The sequence below is a fragment of the Klebsiella sp. C283 genome, from assembly GCF_048822555.1.
In the GTDB taxonomy this organism is placed as follows: domain Bacteria; phylum Pseudomonadota; class Gammaproteobacteria; order Enterobacterales; family Enterobacteriaceae; genus Klebsiella; species Klebsiella quasipneumoniae.
The window spans coordinates 216,251-233,940 of record NZ_JBMEZS010000002.1 but is presented as its reverse complement, the minus strand read 5'-3'; the positions used below and the strand labels follow the sequence as shown (position 1 = coordinate 233,940).

The 17,690-nt window shown below is 62.1% G+C and carries 16 protein-coding genes and 2 pseudogenes; 13 read left to right on the top strand and 5 right to left on the bottom strand.

The features are described from left to right. Positions 1 to 2: 2 nt before the first annotated feature. Positions 3 to 1,589 (bottom strand): oxamate amidohydrolase, encoded by a 1,587-nt coding sequence (gene hpxW / locus ACOI7Z_RS04160; protein WP_064157880.1) that lies wholly within the window; start codon positions 1,587 to 1,589, stop codon positions 3 to 5. Positions 1,590 to 1,768: 179 nt separating this feature from the next. Here hpxW and hpxU point away from each other — a divergent pair, with 179 nt between their 5' ends. The 9 genes and pseudogenes from hpxU to ACOI7Z_RS04115 all read left to right on the top strand — a co-directional run bounded on the left by hpxU (position 1,769) and on the right by ACOI7Z_RS04115 (position 8,963). After that, positions 1,769 to 2,608 (top strand): MurR/RpiR family transcriptional regulator HpxU, encoded by an 840-nt coding sequence (gene hpxU, locus ACOI7Z_RS04155; RefSeq protein ID WP_023289756.1) that lies wholly within the window; start codon positions 1,769 to 1,771, stop codon positions 2,606 to 2,608. Positions 2,609 to 2,822: 214 nt separating this feature from the next. Then, positions 2,823 to 3,608, top strand: a complete 786-nt coding sequence (locus ACOI7Z_RS04150) for a transporter substrate-binding domain-containing protein (RefSeq protein ID WP_023289755.1) — start codon at positions 2,823 to 2,825, stop codon at positions 3,606 to 3,608. A 9-nt stretch (positions 3,609 to 3,617) separates the two neighbouring features. Further along, positions 3,618 to 4,283 (top strand): amino acid ABC transporter permease, encoded by a 666-nt coding sequence (locus ACOI7Z_RS04145; RefSeq protein ID WP_087848813.1) that lies wholly within the window; start codon positions 3,618 to 3,620, stop codon positions 4,281 to 4,283. Beyond that, positions 4,283 to 4,939, top strand: coding sequence for an amino acid ABC transporter permease (locus ACOI7Z_RS04140; RefSeq protein ID WP_002905295.1), 657 nt, complete (start codon positions 4,283 to 4,285; stop codon positions 4,937 to 4,939). Before ACOI7Z_RS04145 ends, ACOI7Z_RS04140 begins: the two co-directional genes overlap by 1 nt. Then, the gene (locus ACOI7Z_RS04135) at positions 4,920 to 5,657 is read left to right on the top strand and encodes an amino acid ABC transporter ATP-binding protein (RefSeq protein WP_002905293.1); all 738 of its coding nucleotides are present in this window, start codon (positions 4,920 to 4,922) and stop codon (positions 5,655 to 5,657) included. The genes ACOI7Z_RS04140 and ACOI7Z_RS04135 overlap by 20 nt, the downstream gene beginning before the upstream one ends. Before the next feature lie 15 nt (positions 5,658 to 5,672). Continuing rightward, entirely contained in the window at positions 5,673 to 6,914 is a 1,242-nt protein-coding gene (locus ACOI7Z_RS04130; protein ID WP_023289753.1) for a pyridoxal-phosphate-dependent aminotransferase family protein, read from the top strand. Next, positions 6,911 to 8,170: an allantoate amidohydrolase gene (hpxK, locus tag ACOI7Z_RS04125; RefSeq protein ID WP_087848814.1), complete on the top strand. Its 1,260-nt coding sequence runs from the start codon at positions 6,911 to 6,913 to the stop codon at positions 8,168 to 8,170. Before ACOI7Z_RS04130 ends, hpxK begins: the two co-directional genes overlap by 4 nt. Positions 8,171 to 8,233: 63 nt before the next feature. Continuing rightward, a pseudogene (locus ACOI7Z_RS04120) lies at positions 8,234 to 8,386 on the top strand (LysR family transcriptional regulator); the annotation flags it as partial. An 88-nt stretch (positions 8,387 to 8,474) separates the two neighbouring features. Continuing rightward, a complete protein-coding gene (locus ACOI7Z_RS04115) occupies positions 8,475 to 8,963 on the top strand; it encodes a hypothetical protein (protein ID WP_032452914.1) in 489 nt (162 codons plus the stop codon). 228 nt (positions 8,964 to 9,191) lie between these two features. On the opposite strand, the gene ACOI7Z_RS04110 is transcribed toward ACOI7Z_RS04115, so the two are convergent. Beyond that, entirely contained in the window at positions 9,192 to 10,292 is a 1,101-nt protein-coding gene (locus ACOI7Z_RS04110) for an NADH:flavin oxidoreductase/NADH oxidase (RefSeq protein ID WP_023289748.1), read from the bottom strand. A gap of 107 nt (positions 10,293 to 10,399) precedes the next feature. After that, positions 10,400 to 12,007 carry an FAD-NAD(P)-binding protein gene (locus ACOI7Z_RS04105; RefSeq protein ID WP_087848816.1) on the bottom strand — a complete coding sequence of 536 codons (1,608 nt, stop codon included), beginning with the start codon at positions 12,005 to 12,007 and terminating at the stop codon, positions 10,400 to 10,402. Between the two features lie 275 nt (positions 12,008 to 12,282). On the opposite strand from ACOI7Z_RS04105, the gene ACOI7Z_RS04100 reads away from it, so the two are divergent. Beyond that, the gene (locus ACOI7Z_RS04100) at positions 12,283 to 13,515 is read left to right on the top strand and encodes an MFS transporter (RefSeq protein WP_023289746.1); all 1,233 of its coding nucleotides are present in this window, start codon (positions 12,283 to 12,285) and stop codon (positions 13,513 to 13,515) included. A 39-nt stretch (positions 13,516 to 13,554) separates the two neighbouring features. On the opposite strand, the gene ACOI7Z_RS04095 is transcribed toward ACOI7Z_RS04100, so the two are convergent. Next, positions 13,555 to 14,469, bottom strand: coding sequence for a DMT family transporter (locus ACOI7Z_RS04095; protein ID WP_087848817.1), 915 nt, complete (start codon positions 14,467 to 14,469; stop codon positions 13,555 to 13,557). Between the two features lie 202 nt (positions 14,470 to 14,671). Between ACOI7Z_RS04095 and ACOI7Z_RS04090 the strand changes: the two are divergent. Further along, a pseudogene (locus ACOI7Z_RS04090) lies at positions 14,672 to 15,770 on the top strand (iron-containing redox enzyme family protein). On the opposite strand, the gene ACOI7Z_RS04085 reads toward ACOI7Z_RS04090, so the two are convergent. Beyond that, entirely contained in the window at positions 15,746 to 16,324 is a 579-nt protein-coding gene (locus ACOI7Z_RS04085; RefSeq protein ID WP_023289743.1) for a TetR/AcrR family transcriptional regulator, read from the bottom strand. The pseudogene ACOI7Z_RS04090 and the gene ACOI7Z_RS04085 sit on opposite strands and share 25 nt — an antisense overlap. Positions 16,325 to 16,478: 154 nt before the next feature. On the opposite strand from ACOI7Z_RS04085, the gene ACOI7Z_RS04080 reads away from it, so the two are divergent. Both ACOI7Z_RS04080 and ACOI7Z_RS04075 read left to right on the top strand, forming a co-directional pair. After that, positions 16,479 to 17,087, top strand: a complete 609-nt coding sequence (locus ACOI7Z_RS04080) for an HAD-IB family hydrolase (protein WP_023289742.1) — start codon at positions 16,479 to 16,481, stop codon at positions 17,085 to 17,087. A 24-nt stretch (positions 17,088 to 17,111) separates the two neighbouring features. Further along, positions 17,112 to 17,684 carry a GNAT family N-acetyltransferase gene (locus ACOI7Z_RS04075; RefSeq protein ID WP_170927818.1) on the top strand — a complete coding sequence of 191 codons (573 nt, stop codon included), beginning with the start codon at positions 17,112 to 17,114 and terminating at the stop codon, positions 17,682 to 17,684. Positions 17,685 to 17,690 lie beyond the last annotated feature (6 nt).

Genomic DNA, 17,690 nt, shown 5'->3' with positions numbered 1-17,690 from the left:
CCTTAGTATCCGGCGGCGGCGCCGTTGCTGCGTGGATCGGTAGCCCCTTCAAGCAGGCCGTTGGGATGGCGGACAATGGCCCCGGCGTGGCCCATCGCCTCGCTGAAATCGGCCAGCACTTCCACCTCGTGCCCCAGCTCGCGCAGGCGAGCGATGCAGGCGGGGGCAAAGCGTCCCTCCAGCTTCAGTGAATCCGAGGACTGGCCCCAGGTGCGGCCCAGCAGCCAGCGCGGCCGGGAGATGCTCTCCTGCAGCGGCGCCCCCTGCAGGATATAGCGGGTAAACAGCGCCGCCTGGGTCTGCGGCTGCCCGTCGCCGCCCATCGAGCCATAGACCATCACCCGGCCATCGTTCAGGCGCGCCGCGGCGGGGTTGAGGGTATGGAACGGCTGTTTGCCTGGCGCCAGCGCCAGAAGATGCTGCGGATCGAGGCTGAAGGCCGCCCCGCGGTTTTGCCAGACGATCCCGGTGTCCGGGATCACCACGCCGCTGCCAAACTCGTGATAGATGCTCTGAATGAATGACACCGCCAGGCCGCTGTTATCCACGACGCCCATCCAGACGGTATCGCCCGGGCCTTTGCCGCCGCCCCAGGGCGAAGCGCTGGCGTCGTCGATGCTGTCGGCCAGCGGCTGCAGCGCCTCCGGAGTCAGCAGTTGCTGAACGTCGACATCCAGATGGCGCGGATCGGTGATATGCGCATCGCGCAGGGCAAATGCCCGCTTGGTGGCTTCGACGATGCGATGCACCGTTTGCGCCTCGTCGGCGTCGGCCATGTTCAGACGGTCAGTGATGCCGAGGATCGCCAGCGACACCAGCCCCTGCGTCGGCGGGGCGAGGTTCCACAGCGTGCCCTGTCGGTGCTGGAGAGTCAGCGGCGCCGGGCGCCGGGCGCGGTGGGCCTGCAGGTCGCCGAGGGTAACGGGCATCCCCAGCGCGGCCATCCCCTGGGCGAGACGTTCGGCCAGCGGGCCGCGATAGAAACTGTCGAGACCGTCGCTGGCCAGCATGCGCAGGGTTCCGGCGAGGGCGGGCTGGCGAAAGCGGCTGCCGGCCCGGGGGGGCTCGCCCGCCGCCAGCCAGGTTTCGCTGAAGCCCGGCTGGTGGCGCAGCTCTTCCAGTTTGCTGGCGGTGGCGTGGGCCTGGGAGGCGGTGACCGGAATGCCGTCTTCGGCATAACCGATAGCATCGGCCAGCAGGCGCGCCACCGGCAGCGCGCGGCCGGTTAAGTCCCGTGAAATTCGCAGCGCCTCGTCCCAGCCGCTGACGGTGCCGGCGACGGTCAGCGCAGCCTGCGGTCCTCGGTGGGGAATATGCCGCTGACCGGCATAGGCCTCGAGGGTGGCCAGCGAGCCGGCCGCCCCGCTGGCGTCAATGGCGATGGGATCCCCCCCGGGAGGCACTATCAGCCAGAAACCATCCCCGCCCAGGCCGTTCATGTGCGGATAGACGACGGCGATGGCCGCGGCGGCAGCCACCATCGCTTCAATGGCGCTGCCGCCCTCGCGCAGGATGGCCAGCGCGCTCTGGCTGGCGAGGTGGTGAGGAGCGACCGCCATGCCGTGGGTCGAAACGTTGCTACTGTGCATAAATTATCCTTTCTGAACGAATCACCCGCAGAACACTGCAAAAGCTGTTCCATCTCTGAACGTTTCGTTTCATTGATAAAAACAATGACCGGAATTTTCCCGCTGGCACGCTATGTGTAAGGCATAGCAGATACAGTATGATGAGGGATGGATGATGAAACGAAAGTTACAGGGGCGCTATGCAACAACTCGATGAACGACTGAAAGGGCAATATGCCTCGCTGTCGCCGCAGGAGCAGCGGGTGGCGGATTTCATCTTTGACCACTTTGATGACCTGATAAGCTACAACAGCGCCGAGCTGGCGCAGCTGAGCGGCGTGTCGAAAGCCACCGTCAGCCGGCTGTTCAAGCGCCTCGGCTATGACAAATATAAGGACATGCGCGATGAACTGCGCACCCTGCGCCAGAGCGGAATGCCGCTGACCGACCAGCGCGACGCGGTGCAGGGTAACACGCTGCTGGCGCGTCATTATAAGCAGGAGATGGCGAACCTCACCCAATGGGTCAATGCCCTTGACGCTCACCAGTTCGCCGAGGCGCTGACGGCGATGGTGGCCGCGCGCCGCATTGTGGTGATTGGCATGCGCAATGCCTATCCGGCGGCGCTGCACCTGCGCCAGCAGCTGCTGCAGGCTCGCGGTCAGGTGCTGGTGCTGCCCCAGCCGGGGCAGAGCCTCAGCGAAGAGCTGGTCGACCTGACCGCCGATGACCTGGTGGTGATGATGGCGTTTCGCCGGCGGCCGCGGATCGTGCGCCCGCTGCTGCAGCAGCTGCAGCGCGACGGGGTGCCGGTTCTGTTAATGTGCGAGCCGCAGGCCCACAGCCTGTTCCCGCTCTCCCGCTGGCAGCTCTGCGCGCCGCTGGACAGCGTCTCGGCTTACGACAGCTATGCCTCGGTCAACAGTTTGATCAATCTGCTGGCCAATGCCTTTCTGCATGAAACGCTCGACAGCGGTCGTCCGCGGATCCACGATATCGCTACGCTTTATCAGCAGCTGGACGAGCTGGAACAACGCTGATGGGGCGCCAGCGTGGTGCTGTGCATCAATATGGTGCATTTGGTTCCGCGTTCTGGCGCCGTCGATTTCTACTCTTCTGCTCCTTACTCCCTGTCCGTTCACACTTTTTGCCTTTATTCCTCGCCAACCCGCGCATCGACCGTATCTGGCACATTAGTTGCAAAAACAGATTCAAAGAATCTTTTGTTTCATGCTAACGTAACGGGTAAACATCATGAAGAAACTGTTGATCGCACTGGCCGGGGCCGCTTGTCTCCTTTCGTCTGTTTCCGCCGCTCAGGCTGACCAGCTCCAGGATATTGAAAAACGCGGCGTCATCCGCATTGCCGTACCCCAGGATTTTCCGCCATTCGGCTCGGTGGGGACCGACCTGCAGCCGCAGGGGTATGACATCGACATGGCGCGCTATCTGGCGAAGTCGATGAAGCTCAAGCTGCAGCTGGTCCCGGTAACCAGCGCCAACCGCGTGCCGTATCTGCAGACGGATAAGGTGGACCTGGTGATCTCCAGCCTCGGCAAAAACGCTGAGCGTGAGAAAGTGATCGACTTCAGCCGCGCCTACGCGCCGTTCTTCCTCGGGGTGTTTGGCCCGAAAGGGGCGGAGCTGAAGGACGCGGCCGCGCTGAGCGGTAAAAGCGTCGGCGTGACCCGCGGGGCGGTGGAAGACATGGTGCTGACCAGCGTGGCGCCGCAGGCGGCGCAGATTAAGCGCTACGAGGACAATAACACCACCCTGTCGGCCTACCTGTCAGGTCAGGTGCAGTATGTCGCCACCGGGAACCTGGTGGTGGCGGCCATCGCCCGGCAGAACGCCGACAAAGCGCCGGTGCCGAGCTTTATGCTGAAGGACTCGCCGTGCTTTATCGGGCTGAAAAAGAACGAACCGGCGCTGAAGGCGAAAGTGGATACCCTCATCGAGCAGGGCATTAAGGACGGCACCCTCAACGGTCTGTCTGAGAAGTGGCTGAAAGCGCCGCTGCCTGCCAGCCTCGGCGCGTAAGGTCTGTGGATGACGGAGCAACTTCATTTTTCTGAGCTCTGGCCGCACTGGCCGGAGCTGCTGGCCGGCCTGTGGGTGACGGTGCAGCTGACGGTGCTGGCGACGATCGGCGGACTGGCGATCGGCATCCTCGGGGCGGCGATCCGCAGCGGCCGCCCGGGCGTCCTCAGCCGGGTGTGGGGCGGATATGTGGAAATCATTCGTAACACGCCGTTCGTGGTGCAGCTCTTTTTTATCGTCTTTGGTTTACCGAACCTGGGACTGAAGATGACCGCCGGCGAAGCGGCGCTGCTGGCGATGGTGTTGAACCTTGGGGCCTACAGCACCGAGATCGTGCGCGCCGGCATTCAGGTGACGCCGAAAGGCCAGTGGGAGGCCGGACGCGTGCTCGGACTCAGCCGGACGCAAACCTTCCTTCGCGTCGTGCTGCCCCCGGCGCTGCAGCGGATTTATCCGGCGCTGGTCAGCCAGTGCATCATCGTGATGCTCGGCTCGTCGGTGGTGTCGCAGGTCTCCTATGAGGAGCTGACCTTCGCCGCCAACCTGATCCAGTCGCGAACATTTTTGAGCTTTGAGGTCTATCTGGTGACCACCGGGATCTACTTAGCGTTATCGATAGCGATGCGTCAGCTGCTGATGGCGGCGGGGCGTAAATGGCTGGGAGTGCAGGCATGATGACCACCTTTACCGACTGGGACATTATCCGCAACCTGCTGCTGGCCGGTCGCTGGACGGTGCTGCTGTCTCTGGTCGCGTTCACCGGCGGGGCGCTGGTGACCTTACCGTTGCTGCTGTTGCGCCTGACCGGCGGACGGCAGGTAAAACGACTGATCCGCGGCTACGTTGAACTGTTTCAGGGGACGCCGCTGCTGATGCAGCTGTTTCTGGCATTTTTCGGCGTGGCGCTGTTCGGCATCGACGTCTCGGCATGGACCGCGGCGTCGGTGGCCCTGACGCTCTACACCAGCGCCTTTCTGCTGGATATCTGGTTCGGCAGCATTCGCGCGCTGCCGAAAGGCCAGTGGGAAGCCTCGCGCTGTCTCGGGCTGAGCTTCGGCCAGACCCTGTACCGGGTGGTGGCGCCGCAGGCGCTGCGCATCGCCATCGCGCCGACGGTGGGATTCGCCGTACAGGTGATCAAAGGCACGGCGCTGGCCTCGATTATTGGCTTTGTGGAGCTGACCAAGGCGGGAACCATGCTGACCAACGTCACTTACCAGCCGTTTAAAGTGTTTGCCCTGGTGGCGCTGGGCTATTTCATTCTGTGCTATCCGCTGTCCCGCTACAGCCGTTATCTGGAGAACAAATTCAATGCCTCTCATCACCATTAATCAGATGCAGAAGTACTACGGCGACAACCATGTGCTGAAGGGCGTCGATCTGGATATCGACATGGGGGAAGTGATCTCGATCATCGGCCGCAGCGGCTCGGGCAAAAGCACTCTGCTGCGCTGCATCAATGGCCTGGAGGGGTACCAGGAGGGGAGCATCAAGCTGGGGGGCATGACCATCACCGACCGCGATTCCCAGGCCCGGGAGATCAGCCGTTCCATCGGCATGGTGTTCCAGAACTTCAATCTCTTTCCGCACATGACGGCGCTGGAGAACGTCATGCTGGCCCCGCGGCGGGTGCTGAAGAAGTCCCAGGCCGAATGCCGCGAGCTGGCGCAGCGGATGCTGGAGAAGGTCGGGCTCGGCGACCGTCTGGATTACTACCCGGCCAATCTCTCCGGCGGCCAGCAGCAGCGCGTGGCCATCGCCCGGGCGCTGGCCATGTCGCCAAAGGTTTTACTTTGTGACGAAATTACCTCGGCGCTCGACCCGGAACTGGTGGGCGAAGTGCTTAAGGTGCTGGAGCAGCTGGCGGCGGAAGGCATGACGCTGATCCTCGTCACCCATGAAATGAATTTTGCCCGCGAAGTGGGCGACCGCGTGGTGTTTATGCATCAGGGGCGCGTCTGGGAGCAGGGTGACAGCAAAACGCTGTTCGCCAGTCCGCAGACAACCGAACTGAAACAGTTTATCTCCTCGGTGCGCGGTCTTAACTAACGTAAGGAATGGCAGATGGATATCACTCAGTTTTCGCAAATTAACCCGCCGCAGCGCCTGCTGATGGGCCCGGGGCCGATCAACGCCGACCCGCGCGTGCTGCGGGCCATGGCGAGCCAGCTGGTGGGGCAGTACGATCCGGCGATGACCCACTATATGAATGAAGTGATGGCGCTCTACCGCGGCGTGTTTCGCACCGAAAACCGCTGGACGATGCTGGTGGACGGTACCTCCCGCGCTGGTATCGAAGCGATCCTGGTGTCGGCGATCCGTCCGGGCGACAAGGTGCTGGTGCCAGTGTTCGGCCGGTTTGGCCACCTGCTGTGCGAAATAGCGCGCCGTTGCCGGGCAGAGGTACACACCATCGAGGTGCCGTGGGGGGAAGTCTTTACCCCGGACCAGGTTGAGGACGCGATCAAGCGCGTGCGCCCGCGCCTTCTGCTTACCGTGCAGGGCGATACCTCGACCACTATGCTGCAACCGCTGGCGGAGCTGGGAGAGATTTGTCGTCGCCACGACGTGCTGTTCTATACTGACGCCACCGCGTCGCTCGGCGGCAACCCGCTGGAAACCGACGCCTGGCAGCTGGACGCGGTGTCCGCCGGGATGCAGAAGTGCCTGGGCGGCCCCTCCGGCACCTCGCCCATTACCCTCAGCCCGCGGATGGAAGAGGCGATCCGCCGCCGCCGCTGCATTGAGCAGGGGATCCGCACCGACGCCCACCACGATGGCGTCGACGAGATGATCTACTCCAACTATTTCGATCTCGGGATGGTGATGGATTACTGGGGGCCGGAGCGCCTTAACCACCACACCGAAGCGACCTCGGCGCTGTTCGCCGCCCGGGAGTGCGCGCGCCTGATCCTTCAGGAGGGACTCGACAACGGCATCGCCCGCCACAAGCTGCACGGCGATGCGCTGCTGAAAGGGATCCAGGCGATGGGTCTTGAGACCTTTGGCGACCTGCGGCACAAAATGAATAACGTGCTGGGGGTGGTGATCCCCAACGGGGTCAACGGCGACCAGGTGCGTAAGCTGATGCTGGAAGATTTCGGTATTGAGATTGGCACCTCGTTCGGCCCGCTGCACGGTAAAGTCTGGCGCATTGGCACCATGGGCTATAACGCGCGTAAAGACTGCGTGATGCAGACCCTCAGTGCGCTGGAGGCGGTGCTGAACTACCTCAAGTTCACCACCACCCAGGGCGCGGCGATGCAGGCGGCCTGGGATCACTACCGCACCGAGGGCAACCTATGAGTGATACCGTCCGCCAGCAGGCGGAGAGAGAGGCGGCCGCCAGCCGGGTAATGGCACGCGCCGACCAGCTGGCCGCCCTCAGCGAAACCGCCGACGCCCTGACCCGGGTCTATCTGTCGCCGGAGCATCTGCAGGCCAACCAGCTGGTGGGTCAGTGGATGCAGGCCGCCGGTATGATGGTGTGGCAGGACAGCGTCGGCAACATCTGCGGTCGCTATGAAGGCGTGCAGGAGGGCGCGCCGGCGGTGCTGCTGGGCTCTCATCTTGACACCGTGCGCAACGCCGGGCGCTACGACGGCATGCTCGGCGTGCTGACGGCGATTGAGGTGGTGCAGCGTCTGCACCAGCAAGGGCGACGGCTGGCAAAGGCTATCGAGATCGTCGGTTTTGGCGATGAAGAGGGCACCCGCTTCGGCATCACCCTGCTTGGCAGCCGCGGCGTCACCGGCACCTGGCCTGAAAGCTGGCTGTCGCAGTGCGATGCCGGCGGGGTGAGCGTCGCCCAGGCGCTGGTGAATGCCGGGCTCGATCCGGCGCGGATCGCCCATGCCGCCCGCCGCCCGCAGGATATCGCCGCCTATCTGGAACTGCATATCGAGCAGGGGCCGTGCCTGGAGCAGGCGGGTCTGGCGCTCGGCGTAGTGGAGGCGATTAACGGCGCCCGCCGCCTGAACTGCCGCTTTACCGGCGAAGCCGGCCATGCCGGCACGGTGCCGATGCTCCATCGTAAGGACGCGCTCGCCGCGGCGGCGGAATGGATGGTGCAGGTGGAAAGCCTGACCCGGCAGCGCGGCGGCAATCTGGTGGCGACGGTCGGCACCCTGCGCTGTGCGCCGGGCGCGGTGAACGTGATACCGGGCGAGGTGCAGCTGACGCTGGATATTCGCGGCCCGCAGGATGCGCCGCTGGCGGCGCTGCTGGAGGAGTTGCTGGCGGAGGCGCAGACCATTGCCGGGCGCCGCCAGCTGAGCTTCAGCGCCGAGGAGTATTATCGCATCGCCGCCACCGCCTGCGACAGCCAGCTGCAGGCGGTGCTGAGCGAGGCGGTGGTGGCGGTGCAGGGGCGGTCGCTGACGCTGCCGAGCGGCGCAGGGCATGACGCCATCGCCATCGCCGAGCGCTGGCCATCGGCCATGCTGTTTGTGCGCTGCCTGGGGGGCGTCAGCCATCACCCGGCGGAATCGGTCACCACCGCCGACGTCGGGCTGGCCATCGACGCGTTCTCCCGGGCGGTAGAGCAGGTGGCCGACGCCTGATCGCGCCGGTTGCCGTTCAGATTATGCCCTGGCGATTCCAGACCCCGGCGGGCCGCCATTCCCGGCCAGCTGGTGGAAATTCTGCCGGACTTCCCGGCGCCGCGTCGGCCGCTGTCGCTGCTCTATCCGCACCGGCATCTTTCGCACAAGGTGCGGGTCTTTGCCGACTGGCTGCAGGGGCTGGTGGCGACCCTGGAGCGGACGCCGCCGGCTTGACTCTGCTGGCTGAGCGTTTATATATAAAATGTGAATGCTATTAAAGCAATAAATCACAATGCTGGATAATGACTCAACCTGTAAGGGAATGCTGATGAAACTCTGGAATAAAACACTGCTCGCTTCCGCACTGTGCCTGACCCTGTTTGGCTGCGACGATGCGTCGAAAGTAGATAACAAACTGGATAAGGCGAAAGATAATGCGGAGCAGATGAAGGATGCCGCGGCGGACAAAGCCCAGGCGATTAAGCAGGATGCGGATAAGCAAATTGATACGCTGAAAAGCCAGGCCGACGCCGAGGCCGATCGCCTGAAGGATCAGGCCAGCGCCATCAAGGCGGAGGCGGACAAGAAAGCGGATGCCATCGCCGAGCAGGCGAAAGCCCAGGCCGATGCGGTGAAGCAAAACGCAAAGCAGGAAAGTGACCGCATCGTCAAAGAGGCGGGTCAGATCAAAGACAACGCCATCGGCGACGCCAATCAGCTTTCGGCGGAAGCGGCGAGCAAAACCAAAGCCATTCAGGACAGTATCGCGAAGGATAAACAGAACGCTACGCCACCGGCCGCCCAGCAGTAACTCGCGGTGTTTGCCTGGCCAGCCGCCGTCCGTAAAAACAGAGCGTGGAGCCTGATATCGCGCCCGACGGCGCTGCGCTTGCGCGGGCCTGCAAGGGTGCGAGTTGGCTGCGCAATGATCGGGTATTGTAGGCCGGGCAAGGCGTTGCCGCCGCCCGGCACCTAGAACGGCATTAACATCCTGCTCAGGGGTATCTTACGATACCCCTTTTTGATGCCCGTTCCGGGTTCAGCGGTTTGGAAGCAGGGTGCCTTTCAGGCCGTGCGGCTCCGAGCGCAGGTACTGCGAAGGGACGCGAACCTGGGCGCCAAGGCTGGCCGCGGCGTGCCATGGCCAGTGCGGATCGTAGAGCACCGCGCGGGCGAGGGCGATCAGGTCGGCATCGCCATTCTCCAGCGCCGCTTCCGCCTGCTGCGGGTCGGTGATCAGTCCCACGCCAATCACCGGGATGGCTACCTGCTCGCGAATGTCGCGGGCGAAAGGCAACTGATACCCCGGCCCGACGGTGATTGCCTGCTGCGGCGACAATCCGCCGCTGGAGACATGGATATAGTCGCTGCCCAGCGCTTCCAGCTGCTGACTGAACTGAATGGATTGCTCGCCGTCCCAGCCGCCTTCGACCCAGTCGGTAGCCGACAACCTGACGCCCACCGCCATGGCGTTGCCCACCGCCTCGCGGATTGCCTTAAACACTTCCAGCGGATAGCGCATGCGGTTTTCCAGTGAACCGCCATACTCGTCCCGGCGCTGATTGCTGAGCGGCGAGAGAAACTGGTGCAGCAGATAGCCGTGGGCGGCGTGCAGCTCAATCAGCTCAAAGCCCAGGCGTTGGGCGCGCAATGCGCTGGCGACAAAGGCCGCTTTGATGCGCGCCAGATCGGCATGGCTCAGCTCGGCCGGGGCGCGATCGCCGTCGTGAAACGCCACCGCGGAGGGGGCGACGGTCTGCCAGCCGCCCTGGTTGAGCGCCAGCTGATGGCCACCCTGCCAGGGGGCCGCGCAGGAGGCCTTGCGCCCGGCATGCCCCAGCTGGATCCCCAGAGGGATCGGTGACCAGGCCCGGATATCCTCCACCACGGCGCGCAGGGCGTTTTCGGTTTCATCATCCCACAGCCCCAGATCCCCCGGCGAGATACGTCCCGCCGGCTCTACCGCCGTGGCTTCCAGAATTAACAGACCGGCGCCGGAGAACGCCAGCTGCCCGAGATGGATCCGGTGCCAGGACGTCGCCTTCCCCTCGTCGGCAGAGTACTGACACATGGGGGCGATAACGATACGGTTATCCAGCGTCAACTGACCGATACGCGTCGCGCTAAAAAGATGACTCATGAGTACCTCGTAAATGTTAGACGTGGTCTTGCTCGGGGGCGAACAGCTACTGTTTATAGCACGCCTGCCAGCCCCCCTTTATTCGGATATTGCGTTTAAACGTCCCGCTAGTCGATAAACCAGAGACGGCGCCGCCGGCCGGTTGCCTGCTGTGACACCGCGCGGGCCATTGCGCTGCCAATCTCGGCGCTGGCCGTCAGCCCCTGGACAAAGGGGCGATCGTGCATCAGCCAGGGAAGGGCGCCGAAGGCGACCCGGCCGCGCACTGCCTCCGGCGCCTGCAGCGTGTAGTCATCGCCGACGTCCGGAATGTCGTCGCCGCAGGCCAGCAGCTGCTGGCGCAGTGAAGGAAAGGGCAGATCCCGGGTTTTGAGCGCTTTCTGTCCGCGGGCATCGATAAAGACATCGAATTCACAGCGCTGCTGATGATGGACAATCAGCGTCCGGTCAGACTCGCGCTGCAGATCGTAATCCTCACCCAGCGCCACAATTCGCAGAATGCCCGCCCGGTGCAGGGCCAGCAGGCGGCGAATGGACTCCGGCGGGATTGCGGCGTAGTTATCAATAAACACGCGGGCGAGCCCCTGGCGGAAGCGACGGCTGTCCTCGGCGTTGAGCTGCGGCACCACGGTTTCAATCGCCTCGTGCAGGCGGAGAATGGCATAGCGCCAGGGCACCGTGTGGCGCTCGCGCTTATTGCGCTCCACCTCCTGCAGATTGCGCTGCGCCCACTGGAAGGGGTCATGGGTGAGACGGTCGGCAAACCAGGCGTCGGCGATGCTGTCAGGCGTCAGCTGGCGCAGCCCCATCGCCTGGCACCAGGCCGGGGCAGCATATTCCAGCTCCTGGACGATCAGCTGAAACACCCGCTCCAGCAGGCCGTCGCTGCCCTGAGCGGCGGCCGCCTCAAGGGCGGCAGGGGTGGCGATCTCCAGCGGCTCCCACGGGATTGGGCAGTAGAAATCGGCCTCCGGCAGCACGCCGTTGCGTGACATCAGCGTGATCTCCAGCGCTTCGCTGCCGGGGTGCAGGGAAAAATGGGTCGTTTTGTCGTGTTCAGTATGGAAAACGCCGTGGCGGGCCACAACCGCCACGGCGGCATCAATCGCGCTTAAGGAGGTCCCGAGGATCCCGACCCGACAGGGGGCGATGCGGGCCTCCATCAGGCCGGTCCACGGACTGGGGAAGTATTGCCGGCTGGCGCGTTCTTCTTCAGGCCACAAATGGCCGGTGGCTATCACCACCAGATCGACGATAACCGGCTGCGCCGCGCTGTCGGTGTGGATGGCGATCCCGACGGGCTGCACCGCAATATCCGTGACCTCACAGGACTCGCAAACGTTCACCACGAAGCCCGCGTCTCTGGCCCGTTGGACAAGATACAGAAAGCGGTCGCGGTAGTACTCGCCGAGGATCACCCGCGGCAGAAACTGGCGCTCATGCAGCGCGTGCCGTTCAAAACCGCGCGCCGCCAGCCAGCCATCGCTCTGCTGCTGCAGCCATTGCAGATAGGTCAGGTCGATAGGGGGGATCTCAATGCTGGCGATATTGGCCAGCATCTGCGCCGCGGTATTATCGTCGCTGTAGGGCATACCGACTCCGGCCTGCGCCTCTTTTTCAAACAGCGCGATCGATAGCGGCTCACCGCGCTTCACCAGTTCATACAAGGTGTAAATCCCCGTCGGCCCGGCGCCGACGATGGCGATTCTCTTCATGATTCTCTCCCTTCCTGTGGGTGGATACGGCATCGGGGCAGTGCACTGAAGCCAGCCTGCCCTTAATTCTGGTCGAAAATTAGCGAACCGGTGGGCCGTCGCACGCAATTTGAAACAAATTAGCGTGCTAATAAACTTGCCGACGGCCGGAAAAGGGGTGTAATTAACAAAAGAGCAACTTTCTATACAAACAATTTACACAAGCGGTGACACCAGCCTGCTCTGCCGGACGCCGCGCAAGCTCCCGGCAACGCCGTCGGGATAGGGATGACAAGATGCACGGCTGGACTTCACGACAGCGCAATGCGGCGATCGCCAGTTTTTTAAGCTGGACGCTCGATGCTTTCGACTTTTTCCTGTTGGTTTTTTTACTGAGCGATATCGCCCACTCCTTTCACGTCGACCTCGAAGAGGTCACCCTGGCGATTCTGCTGACCCTGGCCGTGCGGCCCGTCGGCGCATTGATCTTCGGCAGGGCGGCGGAAAAGTTTGGCCGCAAACCGATCCTGATGCTCAATATCGTTTTCTTCTCCGCCTTTGAGCTGCTCTCCGCCGCGGCGCCGTCGTTGATGCTGTTTTTTCTGCTGCGGGTGCTGTACGGCGTGGCGATGGGCGGGATCTGGGGCGTGGCTTCGTCGCTGGCGATGGAGACGATCCCTGACCGCTCGCGCGGCCTGATGTCCGGTCTCTTCCAGGCGGGGTATCCTTTCGGCTATCTGCTGGCGGCCGTGGCCTACGGGCTGCTGTTTGCACAGCTCGGCTGGCGCGGGATGTTTGTCATTGGCGCCGCCCCGGTGCTGCTGTTGCCGTTTATCTATTTCTGCGTCGAGGAGTCCCCGGTCTGGCTGGCGGCCCGGCAGAGTAAAGCGAGCACGGCTCTGCTGCCGGTGTTGCGTAGCCACTGGAAGCTGTGCCTGTACCTGGTGGTGCTGATGGCGGCCTTTAACTTCTTCTCCCATGGGACGCAGGATCTCTACCCGGTATTTTTGAAAGTCCAGCACGGGTTTGCGCCGGAAACGGTCAGCATTATCGCGGTGTGCTACAACATCGCCTCAATCATCGGCGGGGTGTTCTTCGGCTCGCTGTCGGAGAAGATTGGCCGGCGCAAAGCGATTATGATCGCCGCTCTGCTGGCGCTGCCGGTGATCCCGCTGTGGGCTTTCGCCAGCGGCTCGCTGGCGCTGGGGGCCGGGGCGTTTCTGATGCAGTTTATGGTGCAGGGCGCCTGGGGGGTGATCCCTACCTGGCTCAACGAACTGGTTCCGGCCAACACCCGGGCGGTGCTGCCCGGTTTCGTCTATCAGTTGGGGAATCTGCTGGCCTCGGTGAATGCCACCCTGCAGGCCTCCATTGCGCAGCACCACGGGCATAACTACGGCCTGGCGATGGCCCTGGTGGCCGGGACGGTGGCGATCGTCATTACCATTCTGACCTTCTTTGGCCGCGAGGGCCGGGTGGCGCAACCTGCCGGAGCGGCGCGTCACCAGCCGCTCTCCACCAGCCGTTAAGGGCTGACGCCGGGCGTAATCAGGCGCCCGGCAGACACGCTAACCGCGCAGGCGAACCGTCGCCGCCTGGCGTTTTTCCAGCGAGCAGATGCCAATCCCCAGCATAATGAACAGCGCGCTGAACAGGTGCCAGGCATGGGGCTGGGTATGCAGGAAGAGGATGCTTAACACGCCACCCGAGAGGGGGATGATGTGGGTGTAAATCTCCCCCCGCGTGGCGCCGATGGTGGCGATCCCTTTATTCCAGAACAGATAGGCCAGCCATGACGGAAAAATCACCAGATAAGCCAGCCCGCTGAGGAAAAACGGCTCGCGCCAGGCATCCCAGTCCTGCGCCGGGTGGCGCATCAGCCAGAAGGCGAAGATCGGCAGCAGGAGCAGGGCGCCGAGCAGCGAGCTGACGGCGACAAAGCCATTCGCCGGGATCCGGCGGTCCTTGAGACGTAACAGCGAACAATAGAGCGCCCAGCTCAGCGCCGACCCCATCGCCCACAGATCGCCGACGGAAAAGGTATGCAGCGAGCCGGCATGCAGCGGGTTGCCCTGGAATAAGAGGATCATCACGCCGAGGGTGCTGAAGACCACCCCCAGCCAGTTGCGGGCCGATACCGGGTCGCGAAAAATCAGCCGGTTAATCAGCAGCACCATGCTCGGCGTGGCGGACATATAGATGGCGGCGTTGAGGGCGGAGGTGGTTTGCAGACCGATATAGAGCGTGAGCGGGAAACTGACCTGACCGCAGAGGGTGAGCACCAGCACTGCCGGGGCGTTTTCCCGCAGCAGGTGACGACTGCCGGCAATCTGCCGGCGGTAGAGCAGGCCCAGCAGCAGCGCCGTTAACGCCCACCGCGCTTCGGTCATCAGGATCGGATCCACGCCCTGAACCAGCACGTGACCCACAACGTAATTCCCACCCCAGAACAGGGCGGCCAGCGTCAGTAACAGATAGGGCATCGTGATTCCTTGTGTCGTTTGTCACTGTACTGAATGGTAACGTTATTATTTTTATAATATCAACACTATTTTAGTGGCTTTTGTTCTGTTTATTTAAAATCGTTAATAAACAGAGAATTAATAATGTGGTTGAAATTTACGTTGCCGCTTTGTGAGGGGTACTATACCGTATAGTCGCCATGCATTTCACAGGGATAAATTCATGCGTAATACCGACAATGCGGTCATTGGTAGTGACCAAACCGCGGTGATGGCCAGGCTGGCGCTGGATGAGTTAATTGACCAGCTTCTGCACAGCAACGCGCTGTCGCTGAAGCTGACGGCCAATCCGCTGGTCGCCGACAGAGCCTGGCATCTGACGGAGAATACCTGCATCCGCGCCTTCTCCGCTGACGATTCGCAGGCCAAAAAGCGCGCGCACCATGCGCTGTTCATCCTTTATCAGTCCTGGCTTGCCGACCCGCTCTCGCCGGCGGCTGCCAATCAGTTTCATCCGCTGCTCTCCGGGATCCGAAATTACATTGAGTCTGAGTGGCTGCGGGCGGAAAGCAAACGTTTCCACCGCCAGAGGCCGGTGCTCAATGCCGGCAATATCGTCGACGAACTGCGCGCCTTATGCCAGCAGCACCCGGCGTCTCGTCATCCGCTGTTCGATTTCCTTGCCAGCGAGGCCTCCGCGGCGCAAATCGACTATTTCTTCAAAAGCGACAGCGCGCTGAATCTGCTTTTCTTCGATCTGGTGGCGATGGGGCTGGTGGGCTCGTTGCCGGAAACCCGCGCCGAGATTGCGCAAAATCTGTGGGATGAGATAGGCCAGGGCAGCACTGAGATCACCCACGTCAATCTGTATAAGGATTTACTGAAGCGGCGGAATATCGCCTTACCGGACAATCATTTTGCCCATCTTTATGAGTGGCAGGGGCTGGCCGGGTATAACGCCTTTATGCTCGGCGGCGTAAATCGTCAGCATTACTACAAATCGCTGGGGGTGATGGCGATGACCGAACTGCTCGACCCGCCACAGTATGAAAAACTGGTGGCGGGCTGTCGGAGGATTGGGCTTAGCGATCGCGACGTGCATTACTATGCCGAACATATCACGGTCGATATCGGCCATGCGGACGGTTGGCTGAACAATGTGATTGTGCCGATTGGCAAAAAACATCCGGCGGCGATGGAGGAGGTCTACTTTGGCGCCGCGCTGCGCCTGCAAACCTGCAACGATTACTATGATGGTCTGCTGGCGGCGCTGCAGTCGCTGGACGGCAGCATGCGCTCACAGCGTACCGCCTTCTGAGTAGATCAGCGCTTTGGCCGCGCTCCAGGCGGTCGTCCCCGGCGGGATCTCCCGGCATTCGGCGGACTCGGCCTGCTGGGCGGCGATGGCGCCATCGATGAGCATCACCATCATCATGGCGACCCGTTCGGCAGGCTCTGGTTTTAATACCCGAGTCAGAATATCGCGGAAGAACTGCCACAGGCGCGATTTGAACCGGGAGCACTGCTCCCGGATCGCCGGCGATGACGCGCCATATTCAAACAGCGCGCGGGTAAACATGCAGCCGTGGAACGTTTCGCAGGTCAACCAGCACTGATAGTAGTCGAACACGGCGAACAACTTCTCCCGCGCGGTGGCTTTATCCGCGGTGATCTGCGTCAGATCTTGCATAAACTCGCTCTCTTTCTGCCGGAGGATAGCCAGAATGAGCGCCTCTTTATCAGCATAGTAGCGGTAGAAGGTCATTTTGGAGATGCCGGCATGCTCAGCAATCCGCTCGATGCTGGGCGACTGATATCCTTCGCGATTAAACAGCGCGCTGGCGTGGCGGAGAATGTCCGCTTGTTTTGGCTTCATGCGTTTTCCTGTCGAATGGTTCGCTGTCATGACTGCCGGTGACCCGGTCGTCCTGCGACAGCGGTGCATTATGCCGGATCTTGCCGCCAGGCGGGCAAAAAGTAAATCAGCCGCGCCTCGCGCGGCGCCGGTATTGGTGTATAAGGTGACAAGGATGAAGAAGAACATTGCCTTTTTTGACTTCGATGGCACGATAACCCACGAAGATACGTTTACCCCTTTCATTTATCAGTCCCTCGATGCGAAAGCCATTCGTCGGGGCAAACTGCGGCTGTTGCCCTATATTCTCGCCTGGAAAATGGGCTGGCTTTCAGCCTCTGCCATCCGGCAAAAAGTGTTTCATTATGCTTTTGCCGGGAAATCGCAACCTGAGATCCTGCAGCGTGGGAACGATCATAGCCTGGCGTTTATTCCCCGCACGCTGCGGGAGAACGCAATGCAGCGTATAGCCTGGCATCAGGCGCGAGGGGACACCGTGGTGGTGGTCTCAGCCTCGCTGGATGTCTACCTTCGTCCGTGGTGCCAGCAGCATAATCTTGAGCTGCTGTGCAGCGAAGTGGAATTTCAAAACGGGGCAGCGACCGGAAAGTATCAGGGTGGAGACTGCAGCGGCCTGGCCAAAAAGGCGCGTATCCTGGCGAACTACGCCCTGACCGATTACGAAGCGATCTTCGCATACGGCGATACGCCGGAAGATTTCGCCATGCTGGCGCTGGCCACCACTCAAATCTATCGCTGGGAGGAGGCACCGCCATGCGGCTAGCGGCGTCAGGCTGCGCAGGTTAAGATGGCGCGCTATTGCCCCTCTCACCAGGAAGAAGAGATGTTGCTACCCCTGACCACGCCCCGGCTGCTGCTGCGCCGGTTCAGAAAGGAAGATCTGCCGTCTTTCAGCCGCTATCGCAACCTGCCGGAAGTGGCCCGCTTTCAGAGCTGGAGCCATTACGGTATGGCAGAGGCGACTGCCTTCTATGAACAACAGCGTTCCCTGGCCTTTGCTGAGGATGAGAGTTGGTTCCAGCTTGCGGTAGAGATCCAGGTCAACGGTGCGCTGGCGGGAGATGTGGGGATCCACTTTTTCGATCAGGGCAGACAGGTCGAGCTGGGGATGACCTTTTCCCCGGCGTATCAGCATCAGGGGTATGCCCGGGAAGCCATACAGGCGGTGATAGCCTTTCTCTTGGAACCGTTGGCCCATCACCGGCTGATCGCGGTGGTAGACACCCACAATACCGCCGCGATCAAACTCCTGGAAGGGCTGGGCTTTCGTCGCGAGGCGCATTACCGGCAGAATATCTTTTTTAAAGGCCAGTGGGGCGATGAGTATCTGTACGCGCTGCTGCGCAGCGAATATCAGTGAAGTGAC

Bases quoted from the DNA above. Each gene is read 5' to 3' on its own strand.
- hpxW (WP_064157880.1), bottom strand. From the start codon at position 1,589: ATGCACAGTAGCAACGTTTCGACCCACGGCATGGCGGTCGCTCCTCAC.
- hpxU (WP_023289756.1), top strand. From the start codon at position 1,769: ATGCAACAACTCGATGAACGACTGAAAGGGCAATATGCCTCGCTGTCG.
- ACOI7Z_RS04150 (WP_023289755.1), top strand. From the start codon at position 2,823: ATGAAGAAACTGTTGATCGCACTGGCCGGGGCCGCTTGTCTCCTTTCG.
- ACOI7Z_RS04145 (WP_087848813.1), top strand. From the start codon at position 3,618: ATGACGGAGCAACTTCATTTTTCTGAGCTCTGGCCGCACTGGCCGGAG.
- ACOI7Z_RS04140 (WP_002905295.1), top strand. From the start codon at position 4,283: ATGACCACCTTTACCGACTGGGACATTATCCGCAACCTGCTGCTGGCC.
- ACOI7Z_RS04135 (WP_002905293.1), top strand. From the start codon at position 4,920: ATGCCTCTCATCACCATTAATCAGATGCAGAAGTACTACGGCGACAAC.
- ACOI7Z_RS04130 (WP_023289753.1), top strand. From the start codon at position 5,673: ATGGATATCACTCAGTTTTCGCAAATTAACCCGCCGCAGCGCCTGCTG.
- hpxK (WP_087848814.1), top strand. From the start codon at position 6,911: ATGAGTGATACCGTCCGCCAGCAGGCGGAGAGAGAGGCGGCCGCCAGC.
- ACOI7Z_RS04115 (WP_032452914.1), top strand. From the start codon at position 8,475: ATGCTGATGAAACTCTGGAATAAAACACTGCTCGCTTCCGCACTGTGC.
- ACOI7Z_RS04110 (WP_023289748.1), bottom strand. From the start codon at position 10,292: ATGAGTCATCTTTTTAGCGCGACGCGTATCGGTCAGTTGACGCTGGAT.
- ACOI7Z_RS04105 (WP_087848816.1), bottom strand. From the start codon at position 12,007: ATGAAGAGAATCGCCATCGTCGGCGCCGGGCCGACGGGGATTTACACC.
- ACOI7Z_RS04100 (WP_023289746.1), top strand. From the start codon at position 12,283: ATGCACGGCTGGACTTCACGACAGCGCAATGCGGCGATCGCCAGTTTT.
- ACOI7Z_RS04095 (WP_087848817.1), bottom strand. From the start codon at position 14,469: ATGCCCTATCTGTTACTGACGCTGGCCGCCCTGTTCTGGGGTGGGAAT.
- ACOI7Z_RS04085 (WP_023289743.1), bottom strand. From the start codon at position 16,324: ATGAAGCCAAAACAAGCGGACATTCTCCGCCACGCCAGCGCGCTGTTT.
- ACOI7Z_RS04080 (WP_023289742.1), top strand. From the start codon at position 16,479: ATGAAGAAGAACATTGCCTTTTTTGACTTCGATGGCACGATAACCCAC.
- ACOI7Z_RS04075 (WP_170927818.1), top strand. From the start codon at position 17,112: ATGGCGCGCTATTGCCCCTCTCACCAGGAAGAAGAGATGTTGCTACCC.